The following is a 19,747-nucleotide window of genomic DNA, read 5'->3' as shown; positions in this document are numbered from 1 at the left end:
GGTAAAGGCCGGGCTGTCATGACCCGGCCCCCCTTTATCCTGCTTGATGATGCGCGCGAGGACAGCGCGGCGCCTTCGCGGCTTTACCGTGATCCGGTGGAGATCGTCGTTGCGCGTCGGCCGGAGGACGTGCTGCCCGCGCTGGCCCGGATCGGCTCTGCGCCGGGCCATTGGGCGGGGATGATCGGCTATGAAGCCGGGCTTGCGCTCGAACCCCGGCTGGCCCCGCGTGCGGCGGCGCGCAGCGGCGCGGCGGGGCCGCTGGTGTGGTTTGCGCGCTTTGCCGACATGACGATGATGGACGGCGACGATGTCGACGCCTGGCTGGCGCGCGAAAGCGGCGGTGCAGGACGGGACGGGGGCGGGCGGTTGGGGCCGATGATGCCGCTTGTGTCCACCGGCGGCTATGCCCGCGCTTTTGCCGGGGTGCAGGATGCCATTCGCGCGGGCGATACTTATCAGGTCAATCTGACATTCCCGCTGGGCGGGACGTGGCGCGGCGATCCGCTGGCGATTTACCGCGCGCTGCGCCGCGATGCGCGCGCAGGCTATGGCGCGGTCTTGTGGGACGGATCGCACTGGACGCTGTCGGCCTCGCCCGAACTGTTCGTCGAAATCGATGGCCGCGCGGCCAAAGTCCGCCCGATGAAAGGCACCGCGCCGCGCGGGCGGACCGAGGCGGAAGACGCCGCGCACCGCGCCCGGCTTATGGCCAGCGCCAAGGACCGCGCCGAAAACCTGATGATCGTAGACCTGATGCGCAACGATCTGTCGCGCATGGCCGATCCGGGCAGCGTGCGCGTCGAGGCGCCGTTTGCCATCGAAAGCTATCCCACGGTGCACCAGATGGTCACGACCGTGCATGCCCGGCTTGCTCCGGGCAAAGGTGCGGTCGATCTCGTGCGCGCGATCTTTCCGTGCGGCTCGGTCACCGGCGCGCCGAAGATTCGCGCGATGGAATTGATCGATACCCATGAACGCGATGCGCGCGGGGCCTATTGCGGGGCGATCGGCCATATTGATCAGCCGGACGGTCCTGAGACTGGCACTGTTCAGACTGGTCGGGCGGTGTTCAATGTGGCAATCCGCACGATACGGCTTGCCCCCGACACTCCGGGGGCGGGTGGCGGGCGTGCCGTGATGGGGGTGGGATCGGCGGTTGTCGCTGATTCCGCGATGCTCGATGAATGGCGCGAATGCATGATCAAGGGGAGTTTCCTGCGTTTGTCCGCTGGCCAGGCTGATCTGATCGAGACGATGGCGTTTGATCCGGCAAAGGGGATCGCGCTGATCGAGTTTCACCTTGAACGGCTGCGTGCGAGCGCGGTCGCGCTGGGCTTTGCGTTTGACCGCCATGCCGCGCGCAACGCGATTCAGGCGTTGTGCTTCGATCTCGATGCGCCGTCCAGAGTGCGGCTGCTGCTCGCCCGGTCGGGGGCTATCGCGCTCGAAACCGGCGCGCTGCCGGTGGTGGTGGATCGGCCGATGGTCTGCGCCGTGTTGCCCTTGCCGGTGGCCGCCGACGACTGGCGCCTGGCGCACAAGACCACCGACCGCGGCTTTTATGACGCGGCGCGCCGCGCGGCGGCGGGCGCCGGGGCGGACGAGGCGCTGTTTGTGCGCGATGACGGGCTGATCACCGAGGGCAGCTTTACCAATCTCTTCGTGCGGCGCAGCGATGGCCGACTGGTCACGCCGGGCGCCGAATACGGCCTGTTGCCCGGCGTCTTGCGACGCAGCCTGATCGAAGCCGACAAAGTGGTCGAAGGCGCGATCACGCTCGATGACTTGCGCGAAGGGTTCCTGCTCGGCAATGGCTTGCGCGGCCTGATGCCCGCGCGCCTTTTGGAACAAGCATGACACCATCTGAAATGCCCGGAGCCGAACATGTCAGCGCGGCGCTGTTCCGGATCGCCCCTTCGCGTACCAATGCCATGACCGACCGCGCCATCGCGCTGCGTGCGGCGGGGCGCGACATCATTTCGCTCTCGGTGGGCGAGCCCGATTTTCCCACGCCCGATCATGTCAAGGCGGCGGCCAAGGCTGCGCTCGATGCCAATGACACGCGCTATACCGCCGTTGCCGGGACGCAGGCCCTGCGCGAGGCGGCGGCGCTGCATTATCGCCGCGATCTCGGCATCGACGTGCCGCCGGAGCGGATCATCGTTTCGGCGGGCGGCAAGCAGTCGATCTTTCACGCGCTGATGGCCACGCTCGATCCCGGCGACGACGTGCTGATCCCCGCGCCGTGGTGGGTCAGCTATCCGGAGATCGTGCGCTTTGCCGGGGCCAACGTGGTGCCGCTGCAGACCGATGCGGCGGGCGGATTCCGGATCACGCCCGAACAGCTCGATGCCGCGATCGGCCCGAACACGCGCTGGCTTTTGCTCAACAGCCCCGGCAACCCGACCGGCGCGACGTATTCCGCCGCCGATCTGGCCGCGCTGGGCGCAGTTTTGCGCCGCCACCCCCATGTGCTCGTGCTGAGCGATGACATCTATGCGCCGTTGCGCTATACGCCGGGCGACCATGCCACGATCGCGGTGGTCTGCCCCGATCTCGCCCCGCGCGTGCTGACGGTGTCGGGCGTATCGAAAAGCCATGCCATGACCGGGTTTCGCATCGGCGTTGCCGCCGGGCCGGAATGGCTGATCCGCGCGATGGGCAAGCTGCAGTCGCACAATTCGGGCAATCCCTGCTCGATTTCGCAGGCGGCGGCGGTCGCGGCTTTCAACGGGCCGCAGGAATTTCTGCTCGACTGGCGCGATCGCTTTCGCGTCCGGCGGGACCGGGTGGTGGCGGCAATCAACGCCATTCCCGGATTGTCGACTCCGGTGCCCGATGGCGCCTTCTATTGCATGATCGATGCTGCGCCGCTGATCGGCCGCTTCACCGATGACGAAGGATTGGTAATGCATTTGCTCGATCATGGTGTAGCGGTCGTCGCAGCGTCGGCCTTTGGCGGGCGCGACGGATTCCGCATCAGTTTTGCCGCCGACGATACCCTGCTCGATCGCGCCGTTGCGCGGATCGCAGAGGCGCTCGCATGATCGAATTTGCCATCCTGTTCGAAGATGCCGAAGCGCTGGTGATCGACAAGCCCGCCGGGCTCCCGCTCGATCAGCCGCGCGCGGGCGGGCCTTCGCTCGAAGACCAGCTCGATGATTTGCGCTTCGGGTTTCAGCGCGCGCCGGTGCCGGTGCATCGGCTCGATCGCGATACCTCGGGCTGTCTTTTGCTGGCGCGCCATCCGCGCGCGCTGAAGCGCTATGCCGCCGCGTTTGAAGCGCGTCAGGTGGGCAAGACGTATTGGGGCGTGGTCGCGGGCCCGATCGACGAGGACAGCGGCACGATCAGCCTGAACCTGTCGAAGATCAGCAGCGAACGCGAAGGCTGGCGGATGATCCCGGCGCGCGCGGGCAAGGCGGCAGTGACCCATTGGCGTGTGCTCGATCGCCGCGAAGGGATGACGCTCGTCGAATTCACCCCCGAAACCGGGCGCACGCATCAGATCCGCGTCCATGCTGCATCGGGCCTGGGCCATGCCCTGCTCGGCGATCCGGTTTACGGCAAAGCGCTGCCCGGCAAGCGCACGATGCTTCACGCCGCCCGGCTCGAAGTGCCGCGCGAGGGCAAGGCGCCGATCGTCGCCTACGCGCCGATGCCTGCCGATTTCATCGCGCTGGGGTTTGCGGAACCCGAGCGGTGAACGCCATCGCGGCGCTGATCGAACGCGCGCATGGCCTGGCCAGCGAAGCCTTCATCACCGCCACCGGCCCGGGCGGGCAGAATGTCAACAAAGTCGCCACCGCCGTTCAGTTGCGCGTCAATGTCTATGCGCTGCGGCTTTCGCCCGAAGTGTTTGCGCGATTGAAGACGCTTGCCGGAAGCCGGATGACGGCAGGCGGCGAGATCGTGCTGACCGCGCGCCGCTTTCGCACGCAGGAAGCCAACCGCGCCGACGCACGCGAACGTCTGGCCGAGCTTTTGCGCGAGGCGATGACGCTGCCCGAAAAGCGCGCCAAGTCACGGCTCAATCGTGTCGGCAAAGTGCAACGGCTGGCGGGCAAGAAGATTCGCGGCGAGGTCAAGGCCGGGCGCGGCAAAGTGCGCTTCGATTAGCGCCAATCAGTGCTTGGGCTTGGGCTTGGGCTCGGGTAAATCCGCCGTTCCATCGCCCAGATCCGCCGGCACCGTCGCGTCGACCAGCGGCGCCGCCGGGCGCTGGTCGAGCATGGCGGCCGCGGCGTCGAGTTGGCGCGCCTCGCCCTGGGTCACCCCGCCGGGGCCGGGGTCGCTGTCGCGCGAACATCCGGCGAGCAGCAAGGGCGCCAGGCCCAGTGCGATTCGCCGAATCATCTTGAGCCAAATCGCGTTGATCACGATTCACGAGCCTTCCCGGTTCGTCATTCCCGCGAAGGCGGGAATCCAGTTCTGACGGCCAATGCATCGCGTCGACCCAACAGGTGTGTGCCAGCGCGTCCTGGATTCCCGCCTTCGCGGGAATGACGAGACAGGTTGGGCTTTGAGCCGCTCGGTCTTATTGCGCGGGCGGCTGATGGCTGGTTTCGCCGTTACTGTTCTGCTGCTGCTCGGCTTCGGCGGCGGCGGCGCGTGCGGCTTCGGCGACCGAGGCGGCGTTTTCGGCATCGCTGGTGGCGGCGGCCTGCGCCGACAGCGCGGCGTTCGAGGCATCGGCCGCCGGATCGCGCGCAGGCGGCGGCGCGGCGAGCGACGGCGGCCCGGCGGGCAAGTCGGCCGCGGGCATTTCGACATTGTTGGGGGTGGCGTCATCGCTCGCCTGATCATGGTGTCCGCAGCCGGCGAGCAGGAGCACGGCCAGCAGGGCGGCGGGGGCGATTTTCGTCATCAAGATCCTCGTGTATGCGTCACCGGGGGGTGTTTGCGCCTGTTCTAGCCAGCGCGTCGCGTCATGTCCAATCGTCTGCCCGCGCAAACTGGTCGGGGAGACAATCACCGCTTCATATAACAAAAGCTTTATATCTCTTGCGCCATATAAGGATGTCTTTATATCGCGCTGGAATGAGGCCCGTGATCCCCTTGCTCGAAACCTTGCGCGCGCTGGCCGATCCCACGCGCCTGCGGATCATGCGTCTGCTCGCCAGCATGGAGCTGGCGGTGGGCGAACTTGCGCAAGTGCTCGGGCAAAGCCAGCCGCGTGTTTCGCGTCATGTCAAGATTTTGTGCGATGCGCACCTTGCCGAGCGCCGCCGCGAGGGCGCCTGGGTGTTTCTGCGCGCGGCGAGTGCACGCGGGGGCGCCCCGCTGATCGATGGGGTGGCGCAATTGCTCGCGCTTGCCGAAGAGGCCGATTCTGCCTTTGCCGGGCAATGCGCCGAAGATCGCGCGCATCTCGATGCCATCCGCTCTGCGCGTCAGGCCCATTCTCAGGACTGGTTTGCGCGCCACGCTGCCGAATGGGACCGTTTGCGCAGCCTGCATATCGCCGACGGGCCGGTCGAGGCGGCGCTTTCCGAGCTGCTCGGCGGTTCGCCGATCGGGCGCCTGCTCGATGTCGGCACCGGCACCGGGCGCATGGCCGAACTGTTCGCCGCCGACGCCGCGCATGTGACCGCGCTCGATCATAGCCCCGACATGCTGCGCCTGGCGCGCACGCGGCTGCAGAACCTGCCGGCGGGCAAAGTCGAGCTGGTGCAGGGCGATTTCGCGCAATTGCCTTTCGCGGCCGCCAATTTCGATACCGTGCTGTTTCATCAGGTGCTGCACTATGCCCAGGCGCCCGAGGCGGTCCTGGCCGAAGCTGCGCGCGTCACCGCGCCGGGCGGGCGCATCGCCATTGTCGATTTCGCCGCGCACGATCGCGAGGATCTGCGCAGCCAATATGCCCATGCCCGGCTCGGCTTTGCCGATGCGCAGATCGCCGCGCTGTTTACCGAGGCCGGGTTCGAACCGCTGGCCGAGCGCGCGCTCGCCGGCAAGGAACTGATTGTCAAGCTGTGGACCGCCGAGCGCCGACCACCCGTCCGCCACGGCGCGTCCCAATGATCGAGACCCTTATGATCGATGCCCCCCTGTTCGCCGAGATGACCGGCGATGTTCGCGTCAGTTTTGAATTCTTTCCGCCCAAGTCCGAAGCGATGGAAGCGCAACTGTGGGATGCGATCGGCGCGCTGGCGCCGCTTGATCCCGCGTTTGTCTCGGTGACTTATGGCGCGGGCGGGTCGACGCGCGAACGTACCCATGCCACCGTTGCCCGTCTGGTGCGCGAAACCGCGCTGGTCCCGGCGGCGCATCTGACGTGCGTCGGCGCGAGCCGGGGCGAAATCGACGAGATTGCCGATCGCTATTGGGAAGCCGGCGTGCGCCATATCGTCGCCTTGCGCGGCGATCCGCCGCCGGAATCGGGCGGGCGCTTTACCCCGCATCCCGATGGCTATGCCAATGCTGCGGACCTGGTCGCGGGGCTGGCTGCGCGCCATGGCTTTGAGCTGTCGGTCGCCGCCTATCCCGAACTTCATCCCGAATCGCCGAGCGTCGAGGCCGATCTCGACAATCTCAAGCGCAAGATCGACGCGGGGGCGAGCCGCGCGATCACGCAGTTCTTCTTTTCGGCCGAGACCTATTTCCGCTTTCTCGATCGCGTGCTCGCGGCGGGGATCAGCGTGCCGGTCCTGCCGGGGATCATGCCGGTGACCAATCTTGCCGGGATCCGTCGCATGGGCGGCAATACGCAAATCCCCGATTGGCTCGAAGCGATGTTTGCAGGGCTCGACAACCGCCCCGGGCCGCGCGCGCTCGTGGCCGCCGTGGTCGCTGCCGATTTGTGCCGCCGGCTTTATGAAGGCGGTGTGCGTGATTTTCATTTTTACACGTTGAACCGCGCCGATCAGGCCTATGCCATCTGTCAGTTGCTCGGCCTGCGCCCCAAGGACACCCGCTCATGACTCTCATCCCCAGCGCTGCGCGCGTCGCGTTCCTGGCCGAAGCGGCCAAGCGCATCCTGATCACCGACGGCGCCTTTGGCACCGAGATTCAGCGCTGCGGCCTGACCGAGGCGGACTATGCCGGGACGCTCGGCCTGACGCATGATCAAAAGGGCAATAACGACATCCTCGCGCTGACCGCGCCGCATGTCCCCGAAGCGATCCATCGCGCCTATTTCGCCGCCGGGGCCGACATTGCGGAAACCAACACCTTTTCGGCCAACCGGATCAGTCAGGCCGATTATGGCGCCGAACATCTGGTGCGCGACATCAATCTGGCCAGCGCGCGGCTTGCCCGCCGCGTGGCCGATGAATTCACCGCCAGGGACGGGCGCCCGCGCTTTGTGGCCGGCGCGATCGGCCCGACCAACAAGACGCTCTCGCTCAGCCCCGATGTCAACGATCCCGGCTATCGCGAAATCGACTGGGACACGCTGGTCGATGTCTATGCCGAACAGGCCTTTGCGCTGGTCGAAGGCGGCGCCGATTTCATCCTCGTCGAGACGGTGTTCGACACGCTCAATGCCAAGGCGGCGATCATGGCGGTGCGCCAGGTCGAACAGAAGCTGGGCCGCGAAGTGCCGCTGATGCTGTCGATGACGCTGACCGATCTGTCGGGGCGCAATCTGTCGGGGCATACGGTCGAGGCATTCTGGTATGCCGTGCGCCATGCCCGGCCGCTGACTGTCGGGCTCAATTGCTCGTTCGGGGCGAGCCAGCTGCGTCCGCATGTCCGCGTGCTGTCGCAGATCGCCGATGCGCTGATCATGATCTATCCCAACGCCGGGCTGCCCAACGAACTGGGCGAATATGACGAGGCGCCGCCGACCACGGCGGGGCTGGTGCGCGAATGGGCCGAGCATGGCCAGGTCAATGTGCTGGGCGGGTGTTGCGGATCGACGCCCGAGCATATCGCGGCAATGGCCCGCGCGGTCGAAGGCCTGCCGCCGCGCGCGCTGCCCGATGTGCCGGTCGCGACGCGGCTTGCCGGGCTCGAACCGTTCATCATGGCCTGATCGCCGCTTTTTCCTTATTTCTTGCAAAGACCTGTCATGACCGAACAGACCACACCTGCTGCAACCGGCGCCCGTTTCGTCAATGTCGGCGAACGCACCAATGTCACCGGCTCGGCTGCGTTCAAGAAACTGATCCTGGCGGGCGACTATGCCAAGGCTGTCGAAGTGGCGCGCCAGCAAGTCGAAAACGGCGCGCAGATCATCGACGTCAACATGGACGAGGGCCTGCTCGACGCGGTGGCGGCGATGACCACCTACCTCAAGCTGATCGCTGCCGAGCCCGACATCGCGCGCGTGCCGGTGATGATCGACAGCTCGAAGTGGGAGGTGATCGAGGCGGGGCTGAAATGCGTTTCGGGCAAGCCGATCGTCAATTCGATCTCGCTGAAGGAAGGCGAAGAGGCGTTTTTGATCCATGCGCGCAAATGCATGGATTATGGCGCCGCCGCCGTGATCATGGCGTTTGACGAAAAGGGCCAGGCCGATACCCGCGAACGCAAGGTCGCGATCTGCCAGCGCGCCTATGCGCTGCTGACGGGTATCGGCTTTCCGCCCGAAGACATCGTGTTCGACCCCAATGTCTTTGCCGTGGCGACCGGGATCGAGGAACACGACCGCTATGCGCTCGATTTCATCGAAGCCGCGCGCGAAATCCGCGCGACCTGCCCGCATGTCCATATCTCGGGCGGGCTGTCGAACCTCTCGTTCAGCTTTCGCGGCAACGAGACGGTGCGCCGCGCGATGCATTCGGTGTTTCTCTATCACGCCATCCCGGCGGGCATGGACATGGCGATCGTCAACGCCGGCCAGCTCGACATCTATGACGCGATCGACCCGATCCTGCGCGAGGCGTGCGAAGACGTCCTGCTGATGCGTCGCCCCGATGCGACCGAGCGGCTGATCGCGCTCGCCGAAAGCTTCAAGGGCCGCGACGCGGTTGCCGAAAAGGCCGCCGAGGAATGGCGCGGCTGGCCCGTCGCGCGTCGGCTCGAACATGCGCTGGTCAAGGGCATCGATGCCCATGTCGTCGAGGATACCGAAGAAGCGCGGCTGACCCATGCGCGTCCGATCGAAGTCATCGAAGGGCCGCTGATGGCCGGGATGAACACGGTCGGCGACTTGTTTGGCGCGGGGAAAATGTTCCTGCCGCAAGTGGTCAAGTCGGCGCGCGTGATGAAAAAGGCCGTCGCGCACCTGATCCCTTATATCGAGGCGCAAAAGGAAGCGGGCGCGCGGGCCAAGGGGCGGATCATCATGGCCACGGTCAAGGGCGACGTCCACGATATCGGCAAGAACATCGTCGGCGTCGTGCTGCAATGCAACGGCTATGAAGTGATCGACCTTGGCGTCATGGTGCCCTGGACAAAGATCCTCGAAACCGCGCGCGAACGCGATGTCGACATCATCGGCCTGTCGGGGCTGATCACGCCGTCGCTCGATGAAATGGTCACCGTGGCCGAGGAAATGCAGCGCGCGGGGATGACCATCCCCTTGCTGATCGGCGGCGCGACGACCAGCAAGGTCCATACCGCGCTGCGCATCGATCCCGCCTATGACGGGCCGGTGATCCACGTCCTCGACGCCAGCCGCGCGGTCGGCGTGGCCAGCCAGCTTCTGTCCGATACCCAGGCCGACGCGTTCATCGCGGCCACCGCCGACGAATATATCGCCGTGCGCGAGGCGCGCGCGGGCAAGGGCGGGTCAAAGCTGCTCACCCTCGAACAGGCGCGCGACAATGCCTTTGCACCGGACTTTTCCGACAAGGCGCCACCGCCAGAACAGCCCGGTCGCCATGTCTTTGATGCGTGGGATCTTGCCGATCTGGCGCAATATATCGACTGGACCCCGTTCTTCCGCGCGTGGGAACTGGCGGGCAATTATCCGGCGATCCTCGACGATGCCGTGGTCGGCGAAAGCGCGCGCGCGCTGTGGGTCGATGCGCAGGCGATGCTGGCGCGGATCATCGATGAAAAATGGCTGACCGCGCGCGGCGTTGCCGAATTCTGGCCTTGCGCGCGCGATGGCGACGATGTTCTGCTCCATCTCGATGGCGGCGATCGCGAGGTGCGGCTGCCGTTCCTGCGTCAGCAATTCGCCAAGAGCCGGGGGCGGGCCAATTTCTGCCTTGCCGATTTCATCGATCCGGCGGGCGACTGGATCGGCGGTTTTGCCGTCGGCATTCATGGCATCGATCCGCATCTCGAACGGTTCCGCAGCCAGCACGACGACTATTCCGACATCCTGCTCAAAGCGCTGGCCGACCGTTTCGCCGAAGCCTTTGCCGAACGGCTGCACGCCCATGTCCGTACCACGCTGTGGGCTTATGCGCCGGGCGAGCAATTGACCAACGAGGCGCTGATCCGCGAGCACTATCGCGGCATCCGCCCCGCGCCGGGCTATCCCGCGTGCCCCGATCACAGCCTCAAGCCGATCCTGTTCGACTTGCTCGATGCGACCGCCTCGACCGGGATCACGCTGACCGAAAGCCAGGCGATGCTGCCCACAGCGGCCGTCAGCGGGTTTTATTTCGCCCATCCCGAAAGCCAGTATTTCGGCGTGGCGACGATCGGCCGCGATCAGGTGGCAGACTATGCCGCGCGGCGCGGCATCGATCTGGCCACGGCAGAGCGCTGGTTGCGGCCCAATCTGGATTGACGCTGTTTTTGGGGGATGAAATGCGCGCGGGGCGGCCCCATATCGGGCGTTCCCCCCGGAACGGAGCGACCGGCATGAAACCCCAAGGCAACACGATTCTCATCACCGGCGGCGGCAGCGGTATCGGTGCGGCGCTGGCACAGCGGCTGCACGACGCCGGCAATACGGTGATCGTCGCCGGACGCCGGGTCGAGGCGCTGGAGCACGCGATTGCAGGGCGCCCCGCGATGCATGCGCTTCAGCTTGATATCGACAGCGCCGAAGGCGTCGCCGATTTCGCAAAGCGCGTGCTGGCGGCATTCCCTGCGCTCAACGTGGTGATCAACAATGCCGGGATCATGCGCTTTGAAGCGCTCGATACCGCGCGCGATCTGACCGATGCCGAAGCGACGATCACGACCAACCTGCTCGGGCCCATTCGCCTGATCAATGCGCTGATCGACCATCTGGTCGCGACAGACGATGCGGCGATCATCAATCTCACCTCGGGCCTCGCCTTCGTGCCGCTGATCGTTTCGCCGACCTACAATGCGACCAAGGCGGCGATCCATTCCTATACCATCAGCTTGCGCGAAGCGCTCAAGGGGCGGGTCGAAGTCATCGAACTGGCGCCGCCTGCGGTGCAGACCGGGCTGACTCCGGGGCAGGAAAGCCGCCCGGGCTATCAGCCGCTCGACGAATTCGCCGACGAAGTCCTGGCTTTGCTGACCGCGCAGCCGACGCCCGCCGAAGTGCTGGTCGAACGCGTGAAATTCCTGCGCAATGCCGAGGCGGAGCACCGCTTCGATCAAACCATGGCGCAATTGAACGCCTTTGCGACCCAGGCGCGCGAAGCCGGCGGGTGAACTTGAAAGTGGCGTGATTGCCGCTTTGGCAGGCGGCCATGGCTGTGGCATAGCCCTCGGCGTGATCGAACCGCACCTGACCGCCCTTCGCCCTGATCTTGAGCAAGCGCGCGCCGAGCTTGCGCGCGTGTTCGGCTTTCCCGCGTTTCGCGGCGTGCAGGAAAAAGTGCTTGCGCGCGTGCTCGCGGGCGAATCGACGCTTGCGGTCATGCCGACCGGGGCGGGCAAGTCGCTGACCTACCAATTGCCGGCGGTCATGCTGCCGGGCACGTGTGTTGTCGTCTCGCCGCTGATTGCGCTGATGCACGATCAGTTGCGCGCGGCGAGTGCCAACGGCATTCGCGCGGCGACGCTGACGAGCGCCGATACCGACCGGGGCCAGACGATCGAGCGGTTCCGCAATGGCGAGCTGGACTTGCTGTACATCGCGCCCGAACGCGCCAGTCAGCCGCATTTTCGCGAACTGCTCGAATCCGCGCAGATCGCGTTGTTTGCCATCGACGAGGCGCATTGCGTATCGGAATGGGGCCACGATTTCCGCCCCGATTACCGCCTGTTGCGGCCCTTGCTCGATCATTTCGGCGATGTTCCGCGCCTTGCGCTGACGGCGACGGCCGATGCCCATACCCGCGCCGACATTCTCGAACAGCTTGGCATTCCGACCGACGGGCTGGTCATCGCCGGGTTTGACCGGCCCAACATCCGCTATGCGATCACCCCGCGCGAGAATCCGCTGCGGCAATTGAACCGGTTGCTGGCCGAACAGCCGGGGCCGGGGATCGTCTACGCCCCGACTCGCGCCGGGGTGGAAAAGCTGGCCGCACAATTGGGCGAAACCGGGCGCCGCGTCCTGCCCTATCATGCCGGGCTGGCCCCCGATGTGCGCGCGGCCAACCAGGCGGCCTTTGTCGCGTCCGAAGACATGGTGATGGTCGCGACGGTCGCTTTCGGCATGGGCATCGACAAACCCGATGTGCGCTTTGTCGCGCATGCGGCGCTGCCCAAATCGATCGAGAGCTATTATCAGGAAACCGGGCGTGCCGGGCGCGACGGCGATCCGGCGATCGCGCTGATGCTGTGGGGGGCGGAAGATTTTGCCCGCGCCCGCGCGCGGCTGGGCGAACTGGACGAGGCGCGCCGCGTCGGCGAGCGGGTGCGGCTCGATACATTGGCCAGCCTGGTCGAAACCGCGCGGTGCCGCCGCGCCATCCTGCTCAAGCATTTCGGCGAAAACCCGCCCGAGGCTTGCGGCAATTGCGACAATTGCCTGCATCGGCCGGTGGTCACCAATGTCACCGATCTGGCGCGCAAACTGCTGTCGGCGGTCTATCGCACGGGGCAGGCCTTTGGCCTCGGCCATGTCGAAAAAGTGCTCACCGGGGCAAGCGATGATCGCGTGGTTCAGCGCGGGCATGACCGGCTGACCGTGTTCGGGATTGTCGATGACGAAGAGGCGCGCCTGATCCGCCCGGTCAGCCGCGCGTTGCAGGCGCGCGGCGCGCTGGTTCAGACCGAGCACGGCGGGCTGATGCTGGGCGGCGATGCGCGCGCGATTCTCAAAGGCGAGGCGAGCGTCGATCTGATCGTGCCGGCGAAATCGGACAAGGCGGACCGGCCCGCGCGGCGACGCAAGGGCGGCGCTGTGGCGATCGATGCGGCCAATGATCCCTTGTTCGAAGCCTTGCGCGCATTGCGCCGCGACATCGCGCGCGAAGCCGGGGTGCCGCCTTATGTCGTGTTCCACGATTCGACTCTGCGCGAAATGGCCGAATCGCGGCCCGCGACTTTGACCGAGCTGGCAGCGATCAGCGGTGTCGGCGCGCGCAAGCGCGATGCCTATGGCGAGCGGTTTCTCGCCGCGATTCACGATTTTGCTGTGGGGGCCGCATGACAGAAGACGACGGCGCATGGTTTGCGCCCAAACGCTTTGGCTATGGCGCGGGATTGCCGATTGCCTGGCAGGGCTGGGCGCTGATCGCGGGGCTCGTCGGCGTCTCGATGGCGCTGGTCTTTGCGCTTGCCCCCGCGCATCAGGGCTATCTCGCCATCGCGGTAATCGGGATCAATCTGCCGGCCATGCCGCTGATCGCGAAAAAGACTCGCGGCGGGTGGAAATGGCGCAATGGCCGGGAATGAGACAGGTCGTCGGCCTGCGTCGACAGGGTGGCTCAAGTGGGGCACAAGCGGACCTGACCGATAGGAGCCTGGTTCATGAAGCGTCTCGCCCTTCTTGCCGTCGCGTTTACGGCGCTATCCGGGCCTGTCTTGGCCGATGCGCCGCGCGCGCCCTATATGATCGCCGAGACCGGGCAGCGCTTTGCCGCGTTGCAGGCGGCGGTCGACGCAATCGGCGATCGGCGCGGCACGATCATGATCGCGCCGGGCCTCTATCGCGATTGCGCGGTACAGACCAAGGGCGATGTCGCGTTTCTGGCGACCGTTCCCGGACAAGTGACATTCGACGGCGCGATCTGCGAGGGCAAGGCGGCGCTGGTCGTGCGCGGGCGGCAGGCGCGCGTCGAAGGAATCATTTTCCAGAATCAGCGCGTGTCCGATGGCAATGGCGCGGGCATCCGGCTCGAACACGGCAATCTGGTGGCGCGGCAGGACTGGTTTCGCGACAGCGAGGAAGGCATTTTGTCCGCCGATGATCCGGCGGGCAGCGTGTTGATCGAGCATTCGACCTTTTCGCGGCTGGGGCGCTGCGACCGGGGGCTGTCATGCGCGCACGGGATCTATATCGGCGGCTATGAAAGCGTGACTATCCGCAACAGCCGTTTCGAGGCCGGGCGCGGCGGGCACTATGTCAAAAGCCGGGCCGGGCGCATCGAGGTTACCGATTGCAGCTTTGACGATTCGGCGGGCCACGCGACCAATTACATGATCGATCTGTCGACCGGCGCGACCGGGGTGATCCGGGGCAACTGGTTCGTCGACGGCCCCGACAAGGAAAACCGCACCACGTTCATTTCCAACGCCCCCGAAGGCCATGCGCACAGCGCCGCCGGGCTGACCATCGAGGGCAATGTCGCGCGGCTGGCACCGGGCGCGAAATACGACACGGCGTTTGTGGTCGACTGGTCGGGCGATGCGATCCGGCTGGGCGCCAACACTATCGGCACGGGGATTCGCCGCTTCGAAAAGCGCTGACTCTCAGCCGAGCAGATGGCCCGATCGGTCGCGCTTGGTTTCGAGGTAGCGGTGATTGTGCGGGTTTGACGGCAATTGGTGCGGCACGCGTTCGATCACATCGACTCCGACGGCGCGCAGCGCTTCGACTTTGGCCGGGTTGTTGGTCATCAGCCGGATCGCGGGCACGGCCAAGAGGTCGAGCATCCGCGCCGCCACCGGAAAATCGCGCGATTCGTTGGGCAGGCCGAGCCGTTCGTTGGCATCGACCGTGTCGAATCCCTGATCCTGCAACTGATAGGCGCGCAGCTTGTTGATCAGGCCGATGCCGCGCCCTTCCTGCCGCAGATAGAGCAGCACGCCCCAGCCGCCTTGCGCCGCTTCGTCGGCCATGGCGTGGAGCGCGGCATCCAGTTGCGGGCCGCAATCGCATTTCAGGCTGCCGAGGATGTCGCCGGTCAGGCATTCGCTGTGCAGGCGCACCAGCGGCACGCGGTCGTGATCTTGCGTGCCGATGATCAGCGCGACATGTTCGCGCAAGTCGTCACGCGCGCGAAAGGCAACGATTTCGGCGTCTTCGGCTGCCGCCACGGGCAATCTGGCGCGCGTCTGGATCGACAGCGCGGTGGGATCGCGAAAGGCGGCAAGATCGGCCGGGGTAACGGTCACGGCAACATCGCTGCCGGTCGCAATCAAAAAGGCGGGGAGGATCCCGGCAAGCCGCGCCAGTTCCATCGCCGTGCGCGCGACATCCGCATCGGGCAGGGGATCGGCGCGGAACGGCCCGCGCAAGGGGCTGTCGAGATCGCGCGCCGGATCGGCCAGTTCGCGCGCAGCATTCAGGCTGAACGGTTCGGCGGCGCGGATCATGACCGGCGCGGCAGGATCGTATTCGCGGCTGTTGCCCAGTTTCAGCGTCGCGGCGCGCGCCGCCGAAATCAGCATGCGCGCGGCATAGAGGCCGGGCTGGGCATAGCCGGTTTCCGCCGGCAGCAGATCGAGCGCGCCGTCATCACCCTCATCGGGCGCATGATCGGGTTTAAGGCGGATCGCCCAGCCATGGCGCAGCGCGTCGAGCGCGCGGGCGACAAGGCGGCTGCTGTCTGGCGGTGTGTCGGTCATGCGGCGAACCGGGTCATCAGCGGGATATGGTCCGACGGCTGATCCCAGCGGCGGGTTTCCTCGATCAGCCGGTGTTCGCGCGAGCGTTCGGCAAGATCGGGCGAGGCCCACATGTGATCAAGCCGCCGACCCTGATCCTTGTCGCGCCAGAACGAGCGGTAGGACCACCAGGAATAGTTGCGCTCGGGCGCCGGGATATGTTTGCGCCCAAGGTCGACCCAGCCGTGCGCCGCCGCCAGTCCGTTCAGCGTTTCGACCTCCAGCGGCGTATGCGAGACGACTTTGAGCAGCGCCTTGTGATTGTAAACGTCGGATTCGAGCGGGGCGATGTTGAAATCGCCGACCAGCAGCGTCGGGCGGCCCCCATCTTTCGATCCCAGATCTTTGGACCATTGTGTCATGCGGGCGAGGAAATCGAGCTTTTGCCCGAATTTCGGGTTGGCCTCGCGGTCGGGAATGTCGCCGCCTGCGGGGATATAGACGTTTTCGAGGAACAGGCCCTGTCCGGTCAGCTCGACGCCGACATGGCGCGCTTCACCATTGGCCTGCCAGTCGTGCCGCGCGGTTTCGGCGAACGGCAGGCGGCTGACCGTGGCGACGCCGTGATAGCCCTTTTGCCCGTGAACGGCGATGTGACCATAGCTCAGCCGCTCGAACATTTCGCGCGGAAACAAGCTCTCGGTGCATTTGATTTCCTGCAGGCACAGCACATCGGGCTGCTCTTGAGTCAGGAATCGTTCGACCTGGTCAATGCGCAGGCGGACCGAATTGATATTCCAGGTGGCGATCGTGATCATCGTGGGAGGTCTAGAGCATCGCGCAAAAAAGTGGGAACCGGTTTTTTGCAAAAAGCGATGCGACCTCAAGAAACGCGCATCGCGCAAAAAAGCATGCCCTGAGCGAAGCCGAAGGGTGGGAACCGGTTTTTTGCAAAAAGCGATGCGACTTCAAAAACGCGCATCGCGCAAAAAAGCCAGACCGGCGGCTTTTCAGTCCGCGAGTCTGGCCTTGAGGTGAGAGAGTGGAAAACCCCCGCCCCAAGGGGGGCGGTATGGGGCGAGGGTTCCAGCTGCGTTCGTCACGCTGTGACAAGACGACCCGGGGGGCTGTAGCGGGCAACAGGGGGGAACCCGCTTGGACCGTCTTGCTGAAACCGTTCTACCCCGGTCTCGCTTTCTCCCCGATGAACGGGGCGTGCAGGAAATCGGCAGATTGTCGCAGGGGTTTCGCAAGGTTGCATCAACACATCCTCCCGCGTTTGCCGGGGTTCAGCCGGCGCGGTGGCTCTGTTGGCGCGGGTCGGTCCAGCGGAACATCGAATCGCCGACTGCGACGCCGTATTGCGGGTTGATCAGGCGGACCATGGTGCGCCGCGATTGCGCATCGGTGGCGATCCACGAATCGAGTTCGAGCCCGCCCGGCGCGGATGGCTTGCGCAGCATCAGCAGAGTCAGCGTGCCATATTCGGGATGGCCGGGATCGCGCACCGCCATGCTGATCAGGTCGGGCCGCCCGGTCGGGTTGAGCCGGGCAAAGCGCACGACGTCCTTGTCGGGATCGAGCAGCGCGCCCAGCGGGCTGTTGCGAATCGGCCAGCGCTGCACCTGACGCACTTCATAATCGATCATCGTCAGCGAAGCGCCGTCCGACACGATCAGCAGCGGCACGCCGGGCTGATACTGAAAGCGGATCTTGCCCGGACGCTTCATCGTCAACGTGCCGGTCAGGCGTCCCCCATTGGCGTCGGTCTGGATGAAATCGGCGCGCATCGTGCCGATCGCGCGCAAGGCGGCGACCGCCTGGGCGATGTCGCCTGCCGTATCGGCCTGCGCGGCAGCTTTGTTTGCCTGCGCGGCAATCTTATTTGCCTGCGCGGCGGCGGGGGGCGTCAAAGCAAACACCCCCGTCGCGCCGGCGACGAGGGCTGCTGAAGCAACGGCGCTGAAAGCGCGTCGCGCAAGGCTGCGGTTCGTGGTGCGGGTCATGGCCTGTGCGCTAGCAACTGGTCATTGAACCCGGCGTGAACCCGCAATCGCCTTACTTGATCTTGGCTTCCTTGAACTCGACGTGCTTGCGCGCCACCGGGTCGTACTTGCGGAAGCTGAACTTCTCGGTGGAATTGCGCGGGTTCTTCTTGGTCACATAGAAGAAACCGGTGTTGGCGGTCGAGACCAGGCGGATCTTGACGGTGGTAGGCTTGGCCATGACTCTATCCTGAAACCTTATGTCCTGAGATCGGCGTCTTGCAAAAAGAACGGGCGGCCTTTTGCCGCCCCTGCCTCTCGCGCAACACCAAGCTGCTCTACAGGGGCCGCGCGTTGCGGCAGAATCGCCCCGATGTCAAGCCTGCGCTAGCCTTCGTCGCTCGCAATCGCGCCGCCAAACGGCGGTAACGGGTCGATCAGGCCATAGCGTTCGTGGCTCGGGCTGTGGCGCAGCGCGGGCAGGTCGAGCGGCGGGACATCGACCCGGGTGTCGGGCAGGCGATCGAGCAAGTTGCGAATCAGCGTCAGCCGCCCGCGCTTCTGATCGTTGAAATCGACCAGCGTCCAGGGCGCGTGAGGGGTATGCGTGGCGGCGAGCATTGTCTCGCGGGCGCGGGTATAGTCATCGTAGTGCTTGCGCGCGGCGATATCGATCGAGGACAGCTTCCACCGCTTGAACGGATCATCGCGGCGCTCGGCAAAGCGCTTTTCCTGCTCGGCCTGATCGCAGCACAGCCAGTATTTGAACACGAGCACGCCGTCATCGACCAGCAGGCGCTCGAACACCGGCGCCTGCGCCAGAAAGCTGCGCACCTGATCCTCGTCGGCAAAGCCCATGACCGCCTCGACGCCGGCGCGGTTGTACCAACTGCGGTCGAACAGCACGATTTCGCCGGCAGTGGGCAAATGCGCGATGTAGCGCTGAAAATACCATTGCCCCTGTTCGCGCGGCGCAGGCTTGTCCAGCGCGATGGTACGCACCTGCCGCGGGTTCAGCTTTTCCGAAATGGCGTGGATCACCCCGGTCTTGCCCGCAGTGTCGCGCCCCTCGAACAGCACGAGCACGCGCGCGCCGGTCTTGGCCGCCCAGCGTGCCGCGATGCTCAGCTCCTCCTGCAAGGGTTCAAGCAGCGCGGCGTACTGCTTGTGGCCCAATTTGTCTGAAGAATGGGGCATCAAACCGCACTCATGCGCGCAGCAGCCAATACAGCGCAAAGCTGCCGGCGAGGATGCGATAGATCGCAAACGGGATGAAGCCGTGGCGGCTGATATAGCCGATGAACAGGCGAATCACCACGAGCGAGACGACGAACGAAACCACCGAGCCGATCGCGATCTGGGTAAAACCGATCGGACTGCTGTGCGCGGCGAGAGCGTGGCGATTGTCCCACAATTGCTTGGCCGTGGCGCCGAACATCGTCGGTACGGCAAGGAAAAAGCTGAATTCGGCGGCTGTCTTGCGGTTTTCGCCCATGGCAAGCGCGCCCATGATCGTCGCGCCCGAGCGCGATACGCCCGGGATCATCGCGATGCACTGGACCACGCCGATCAGGAACGAGCGCCGGACCGGCAGCGCACTGACCGGCTCATAGGCGCGTTGGCGCGCGAGCCGTTCGATGACAATGATCGCGACGCCGCCGACAATCAGCGCGACCGCGACCACGCTTGGCGATTCGAGCAGGAGATCGATCTTTTTCTTGAGCAGGACGCCGAGCACCGCCGAAGGGATGAACGCGATCAGCACATTGCGGATGAAGTGCAGCGATTCGCGTTCACGCCGCAGCGCCCCATGCGCAACATCGACGAACGTGCGCCAATAGACCACCACGACCGCCATGATCGCGGGCAGCTGGATGACGATATTGAAGACTTCCCAATCTTTCAGGTCATAGCCGAAAAGATCGGTTGCCAGCACCAGATGGCCGGTCGAGGAAACGGGGAGAAACTCGGTAAGTCCCTCGACGATGCCGAGCACGACGGCGGTAAGGTTCAGGCTGTCCATAGACGCGTGGGATTGCCGCAGCGCAGCA

At 65.4% G+C, this 19,747-nt stretch carries 20 protein-coding genes; 12 read left to right on the top strand and 8 right to left on the bottom strand.

The annotated features are described in order from the left end of the window. The first annotated feature begins 18 nt into the window (after nt 1-18). From pabB to arfB, 4 genes are read left to right on the top strand one after another with little or no spacing between them, the layout of a single operon-like run. Nucleotides 19-1,860 carry an aminodeoxychorismate synthase component I gene (gene pabB, locus AQZ50_RS13325; RefSeq protein ID WP_067746958.1) on the top strand — a complete coding sequence of 614 codons (1,842 nt, stop codon included), beginning with the start codon at nt 19-21 and terminating at the stop codon, nt 1,858-1,860. Further along, the gene (locus AQZ50_RS13320; protein WP_231730283.1) at nt 1,857-3,050 is read left to right on the top strand and encodes a pyridoxal phosphate-dependent aminotransferase; all 1,194 of its coding nucleotides are present in this window, start codon (nt 1,857-1,859) and stop codon (nt 3,048-3,050) included. The genes pabB and AQZ50_RS13320 overlap by 4 nt, the downstream gene beginning before the upstream one ends. Beyond that, a complete protein-coding gene (locus AQZ50_RS13315) occupies nt 3,047-3,709 on the top strand; it encodes an RluA family pseudouridine synthase (protein WP_067746956.1) in 663 nt (220 codons plus the stop codon). Before AQZ50_RS13320 ends, AQZ50_RS13315 begins: the two co-directional genes overlap by 4 nt. Beyond that, complete coding sequence (gene arfB, locus AQZ50_RS13310) at nt 3,706-4,122, top strand: alternative ribosome rescue aminoacyl-tRNA hydrolase ArfB (protein ID WP_067746955.1); 417 nt, start codon at nt 3,706-3,708, stop codon at nt 4,120-4,122. The genes AQZ50_RS13315 and arfB overlap by 4 nt, the downstream gene beginning before the upstream one ends. Before the next feature lie 6 nt (nt 4,123-4,128). Here arfB and AQZ50_RS13305 read toward each other — a convergent pair whose 3' ends face one another. Together AQZ50_RS13305 and AQZ50_RS13300 are read right to left on the bottom strand one after the other, a co-directional pair. Then, nucleotides 4,129-4,383: a hypothetical protein gene (locus AQZ50_RS13305; protein WP_231730282.1), complete on the bottom strand. Its 255-nt coding sequence runs from the start codon at nt 4,381-4,383 to the stop codon at nt 4,129-4,131. Nucleotides 4,384-4,540: 157 nt separating this feature from the next. Continuing rightward, nucleotides 4,541-4,870 (bottom strand): hypothetical protein, encoded by a 330-nt coding sequence (locus AQZ50_RS13300; RefSeq protein WP_067746954.1) that lies wholly within the window; start codon nt 4,868-4,870, stop codon nt 4,541-4,543. A gap of 173 nt (nt 4,871-5,043) precedes the next feature. Here AQZ50_RS13300 and AQZ50_RS13295 point away from each other — a divergent pair, with 173 nt between their 5' ends. The 8 genes from AQZ50_RS13295 (at nt 5,044) to AQZ50_RS13260 (ending at nt 14,631) form a co-directional block, all read left to right on the top strand. Beyond that, nucleotides 5,044-6,027, top strand: a complete 984-nt coding sequence (locus tag AQZ50_RS13295) for an ArsR/SmtB family transcription factor (RefSeq protein ID WP_067746953.1) — start codon at nt 5,044-5,046, stop codon at nt 6,025-6,027. After that, nucleotides 6,024-6,926, top strand: coding sequence for a methylenetetrahydrofolate reductase [NAD(P)H] (gene metF / locus AQZ50_RS13290; protein WP_067746952.1), 903 nt, complete (start codon nt 6,024-6,026; stop codon nt 6,924-6,926). The genes AQZ50_RS13295 and metF overlap by 4 nt, the downstream gene beginning before the upstream one ends. Then, nucleotides 6,923-7,981 (top strand): homocysteine S-methyltransferase family protein, encoded by a 1,059-nt coding sequence (locus tag AQZ50_RS13285; protein ID WP_067746951.1) that lies wholly within the window; start codon nt 6,923-6,925, stop codon nt 7,979-7,981. Before metF ends, AQZ50_RS13285 begins: the two co-directional genes overlap by 4 nt. A gap of 36 nt (nt 7,982-8,017) precedes the next feature. Continuing rightward, nucleotides 8,018-10,636, top strand: coding sequence for a methionine synthase (gene metH / locus AQZ50_RS13280; RefSeq protein WP_067746950.1), 2,619 nt, complete (start codon nt 8,018-8,020; stop codon nt 10,634-10,636). 74 nt (nt 10,637-10,710) lie between these two features. After that, complete coding sequence (locus AQZ50_RS13275) at nt 10,711-11,481, top strand: SDR family oxidoreductase (protein ID WP_067746949.1); 771 nt, start codon at nt 10,711-10,713, stop codon at nt 11,479-11,481. A 76-nt stretch (nt 11,482-11,557) separates the two neighbouring features. After that, entirely contained in the window at nt 11,558-13,372 is a 1,815-nt protein-coding gene (recQ, locus tag AQZ50_RS13270; protein WP_067747041.1) for a DNA helicase RecQ, read from the top strand. Then, nucleotides 13,369-13,617, top strand: coding sequence for a hypothetical protein (locus tag AQZ50_RS13265; protein ID WP_067746948.1), 249 nt, complete (start codon nt 13,369-13,371; stop codon nt 13,615-13,617). Before recQ ends, AQZ50_RS13265 begins: the two co-directional genes overlap by 4 nt. Before the next feature lie 75 nt (nt 13,618-13,692). Beyond that, on the top strand, nt 13,693-14,631 hold the full coding sequence (locus AQZ50_RS13260) for a right-handed parallel beta-helix repeat-containing protein (RefSeq protein WP_067746947.1): 939 nt from the start codon (nt 13,693-13,695) through the stop codon (nt 14,629-14,631). Nucleotides 14,632-14,634: 3 nt separating this feature from the next. On the opposite strand, the gene ribA is transcribed toward AQZ50_RS13260, so the two are convergent. The 6 genes from ribA to AQZ50_RS13230 form a co-directional block, all read right to left on the bottom strand. Next, nucleotides 14,635-15,732, bottom strand: a complete 1,098-nt coding sequence (ribA, locus tag AQZ50_RS13255) for a GTP cyclohydrolase II (protein WP_067746946.1) — start codon at nt 15,730-15,732, stop codon at nt 14,635-14,637. Next, nucleotides 15,729-16,529, bottom strand: a complete 801-nt coding sequence (locus tag AQZ50_RS13250) for an exodeoxyribonuclease III (RefSeq protein ID WP_067746945.1) — start codon at nt 16,527-16,529, stop codon at nt 15,729-15,731. The genes ribA and AQZ50_RS13250 overlap by 4 nt, the downstream gene beginning before the upstream one ends. A gap of 471 nt (nt 16,530-17,000) precedes the next feature. Further along, a complete protein-coding gene (locus AQZ50_RS13245) occupies nt 17,001-17,717 on the bottom strand; it encodes a LolA family protein (protein ID WP_067746944.1) in 717 nt (238 codons plus the stop codon). A 52-nt stretch (nt 17,718-17,769) separates the two neighbouring features. Beyond that, nucleotides 17,770-17,937, bottom strand: a complete 168-nt coding sequence (rpmG, locus tag AQZ50_RS13240) for a 50S ribosomal protein L33 (RefSeq protein ID WP_067746943.1) — start codon at nt 17,935-17,937, stop codon at nt 17,770-17,772. Nucleotides 17,938-18,083: 146 nt separating this feature from the next. Beyond that, complete coding sequence (gene ppk2 / locus AQZ50_RS13235; protein WP_067746942.1) at nt 18,084-18,893, bottom strand: polyphosphate kinase 2; 810 nt, start codon at nt 18,891-18,893, stop codon at nt 18,084-18,086. A gap of 10 nt (nt 18,894-18,903) precedes the next feature. Further along, nucleotides 18,904-19,719, bottom strand: coding sequence for an undecaprenyl-diphosphate phosphatase (locus AQZ50_RS13230; protein ID WP_067746941.1), 816 nt, complete (start codon nt 19,717-19,719; stop codon nt 18,904-18,906). Between the last annotated feature and the right edge of the window lie 28 nt (nt 19,720-19,747).

This window comes from Novosphingobium sp. Fuku2-ISO-50, from assembly GCF_001519055.1.
GTDB lineage: Bacteria > Pseudomonadota > Alphaproteobacteria > Sphingomonadales > Sphingomonadaceae > Novosphingobium.
This window is presented reverse-complemented; position numbering and strand designations above follow the sequence as displayed.

Coding starts and splice junctions, on each gene's coding strand:
- metF (WP_067746952.1), top strand. CDS start 6,024: ATGATCGAGACCCTTATGATCGATGCCCCCCTGTTCGCCGAGATGACC.
- AQZ50_RS13260 (WP_067746947.1), top strand. CDS start 13,693: ATGAAGCGTCTCGCCCTTCTTGCCGTCGCGTTTACGGCGCTATCCGGG.
- pabB (WP_067746958.1), top strand. CDS start 19: ATGACCCGGCCCCCCTTTATCCTGCTTGATGATGCGCGCGAGGACAGC.
- AQZ50_RS13245 (WP_067746944.1), bottom strand. CDS start 17,717: ATGACCCGCACCACGAACCGCAGCCTTGCGCGACGCGCTTTCAGCGCC.
- AQZ50_RS13250 (WP_067746945.1), bottom strand. CDS start 16,529: ATGATCACGATCGCCACCTGGAATATCAATTCGGTCCGCCTGCGCATT.
- AQZ50_RS13265 (WP_067746948.1), top strand. CDS start 13,369: ATGACAGAAGACGACGGCGCATGGTTTGCGCCCAAACGCTTTGGCTAT.
- ppk2 (WP_067746942.1), bottom strand. CDS start 18,893: ATGCCCCATTCTTCAGACAAATTGGGCCACAAGCAGTACGCCGCGCTG.
- AQZ50_RS13230 (WP_067746941.1), bottom strand. CDS start 19,719: ATGGACAGCCTGAACCTTACCGCCGTCGTGCTCGGCATCGTCGAGGGA.
- AQZ50_RS13275 (WP_067746949.1), top strand. CDS start 10,711: ATGAAACCCCAAGGCAACACGATTCTCATCACCGGCGGCGGCAGCGGT.
- AQZ50_RS13315 (WP_067746956.1), top strand. CDS start 3,047: ATGATCGAATTTGCCATCCTGTTCGAAGATGCCGAAGCGCTGGTGATC.
- AQZ50_RS13285 (WP_067746951.1), top strand. CDS start 6,923: ATGACTCTCATCCCCAGCGCTGCGCGCGTCGCGTTCCTGGCCGAAGCG.
- AQZ50_RS13300 (WP_067746954.1), bottom strand. CDS start 4,870: ATGACGAAAATCGCCCCCGCCGCCCTGCTGGCCGTGCTCCTGCTCGCC.
- metH (WP_067746950.1), top strand. CDS start 8,018: ATGACCGAACAGACCACACCTGCTGCAACCGGCGCCCGTTTCGTCAAT.
- AQZ50_RS13295 (WP_067746953.1), top strand. CDS start 5,044: ATGAGGCCCGTGATCCCCTTGCTCGAAACCTTGCGCGCGCTGGCCGAT.
- AQZ50_RS13320 (WP_231730283.1), top strand. CDS start 1,857: ATGACACCATCTGAAATGCCCGGAGCCGAACATGTCAGCGCGGCGCTG.
- rpmG (WP_067746943.1), bottom strand. CDS start 17,937: ATGGCCAAGCCTACCACCGTCAAGATCCGCCTGGTCTCGACCGCCAAC.
- ribA (WP_067746946.1), bottom strand. CDS start 15,732: ATGACCGACACACCGCCAGACAGCAGCCGCCTTGTCGCCCGCGCGCTC.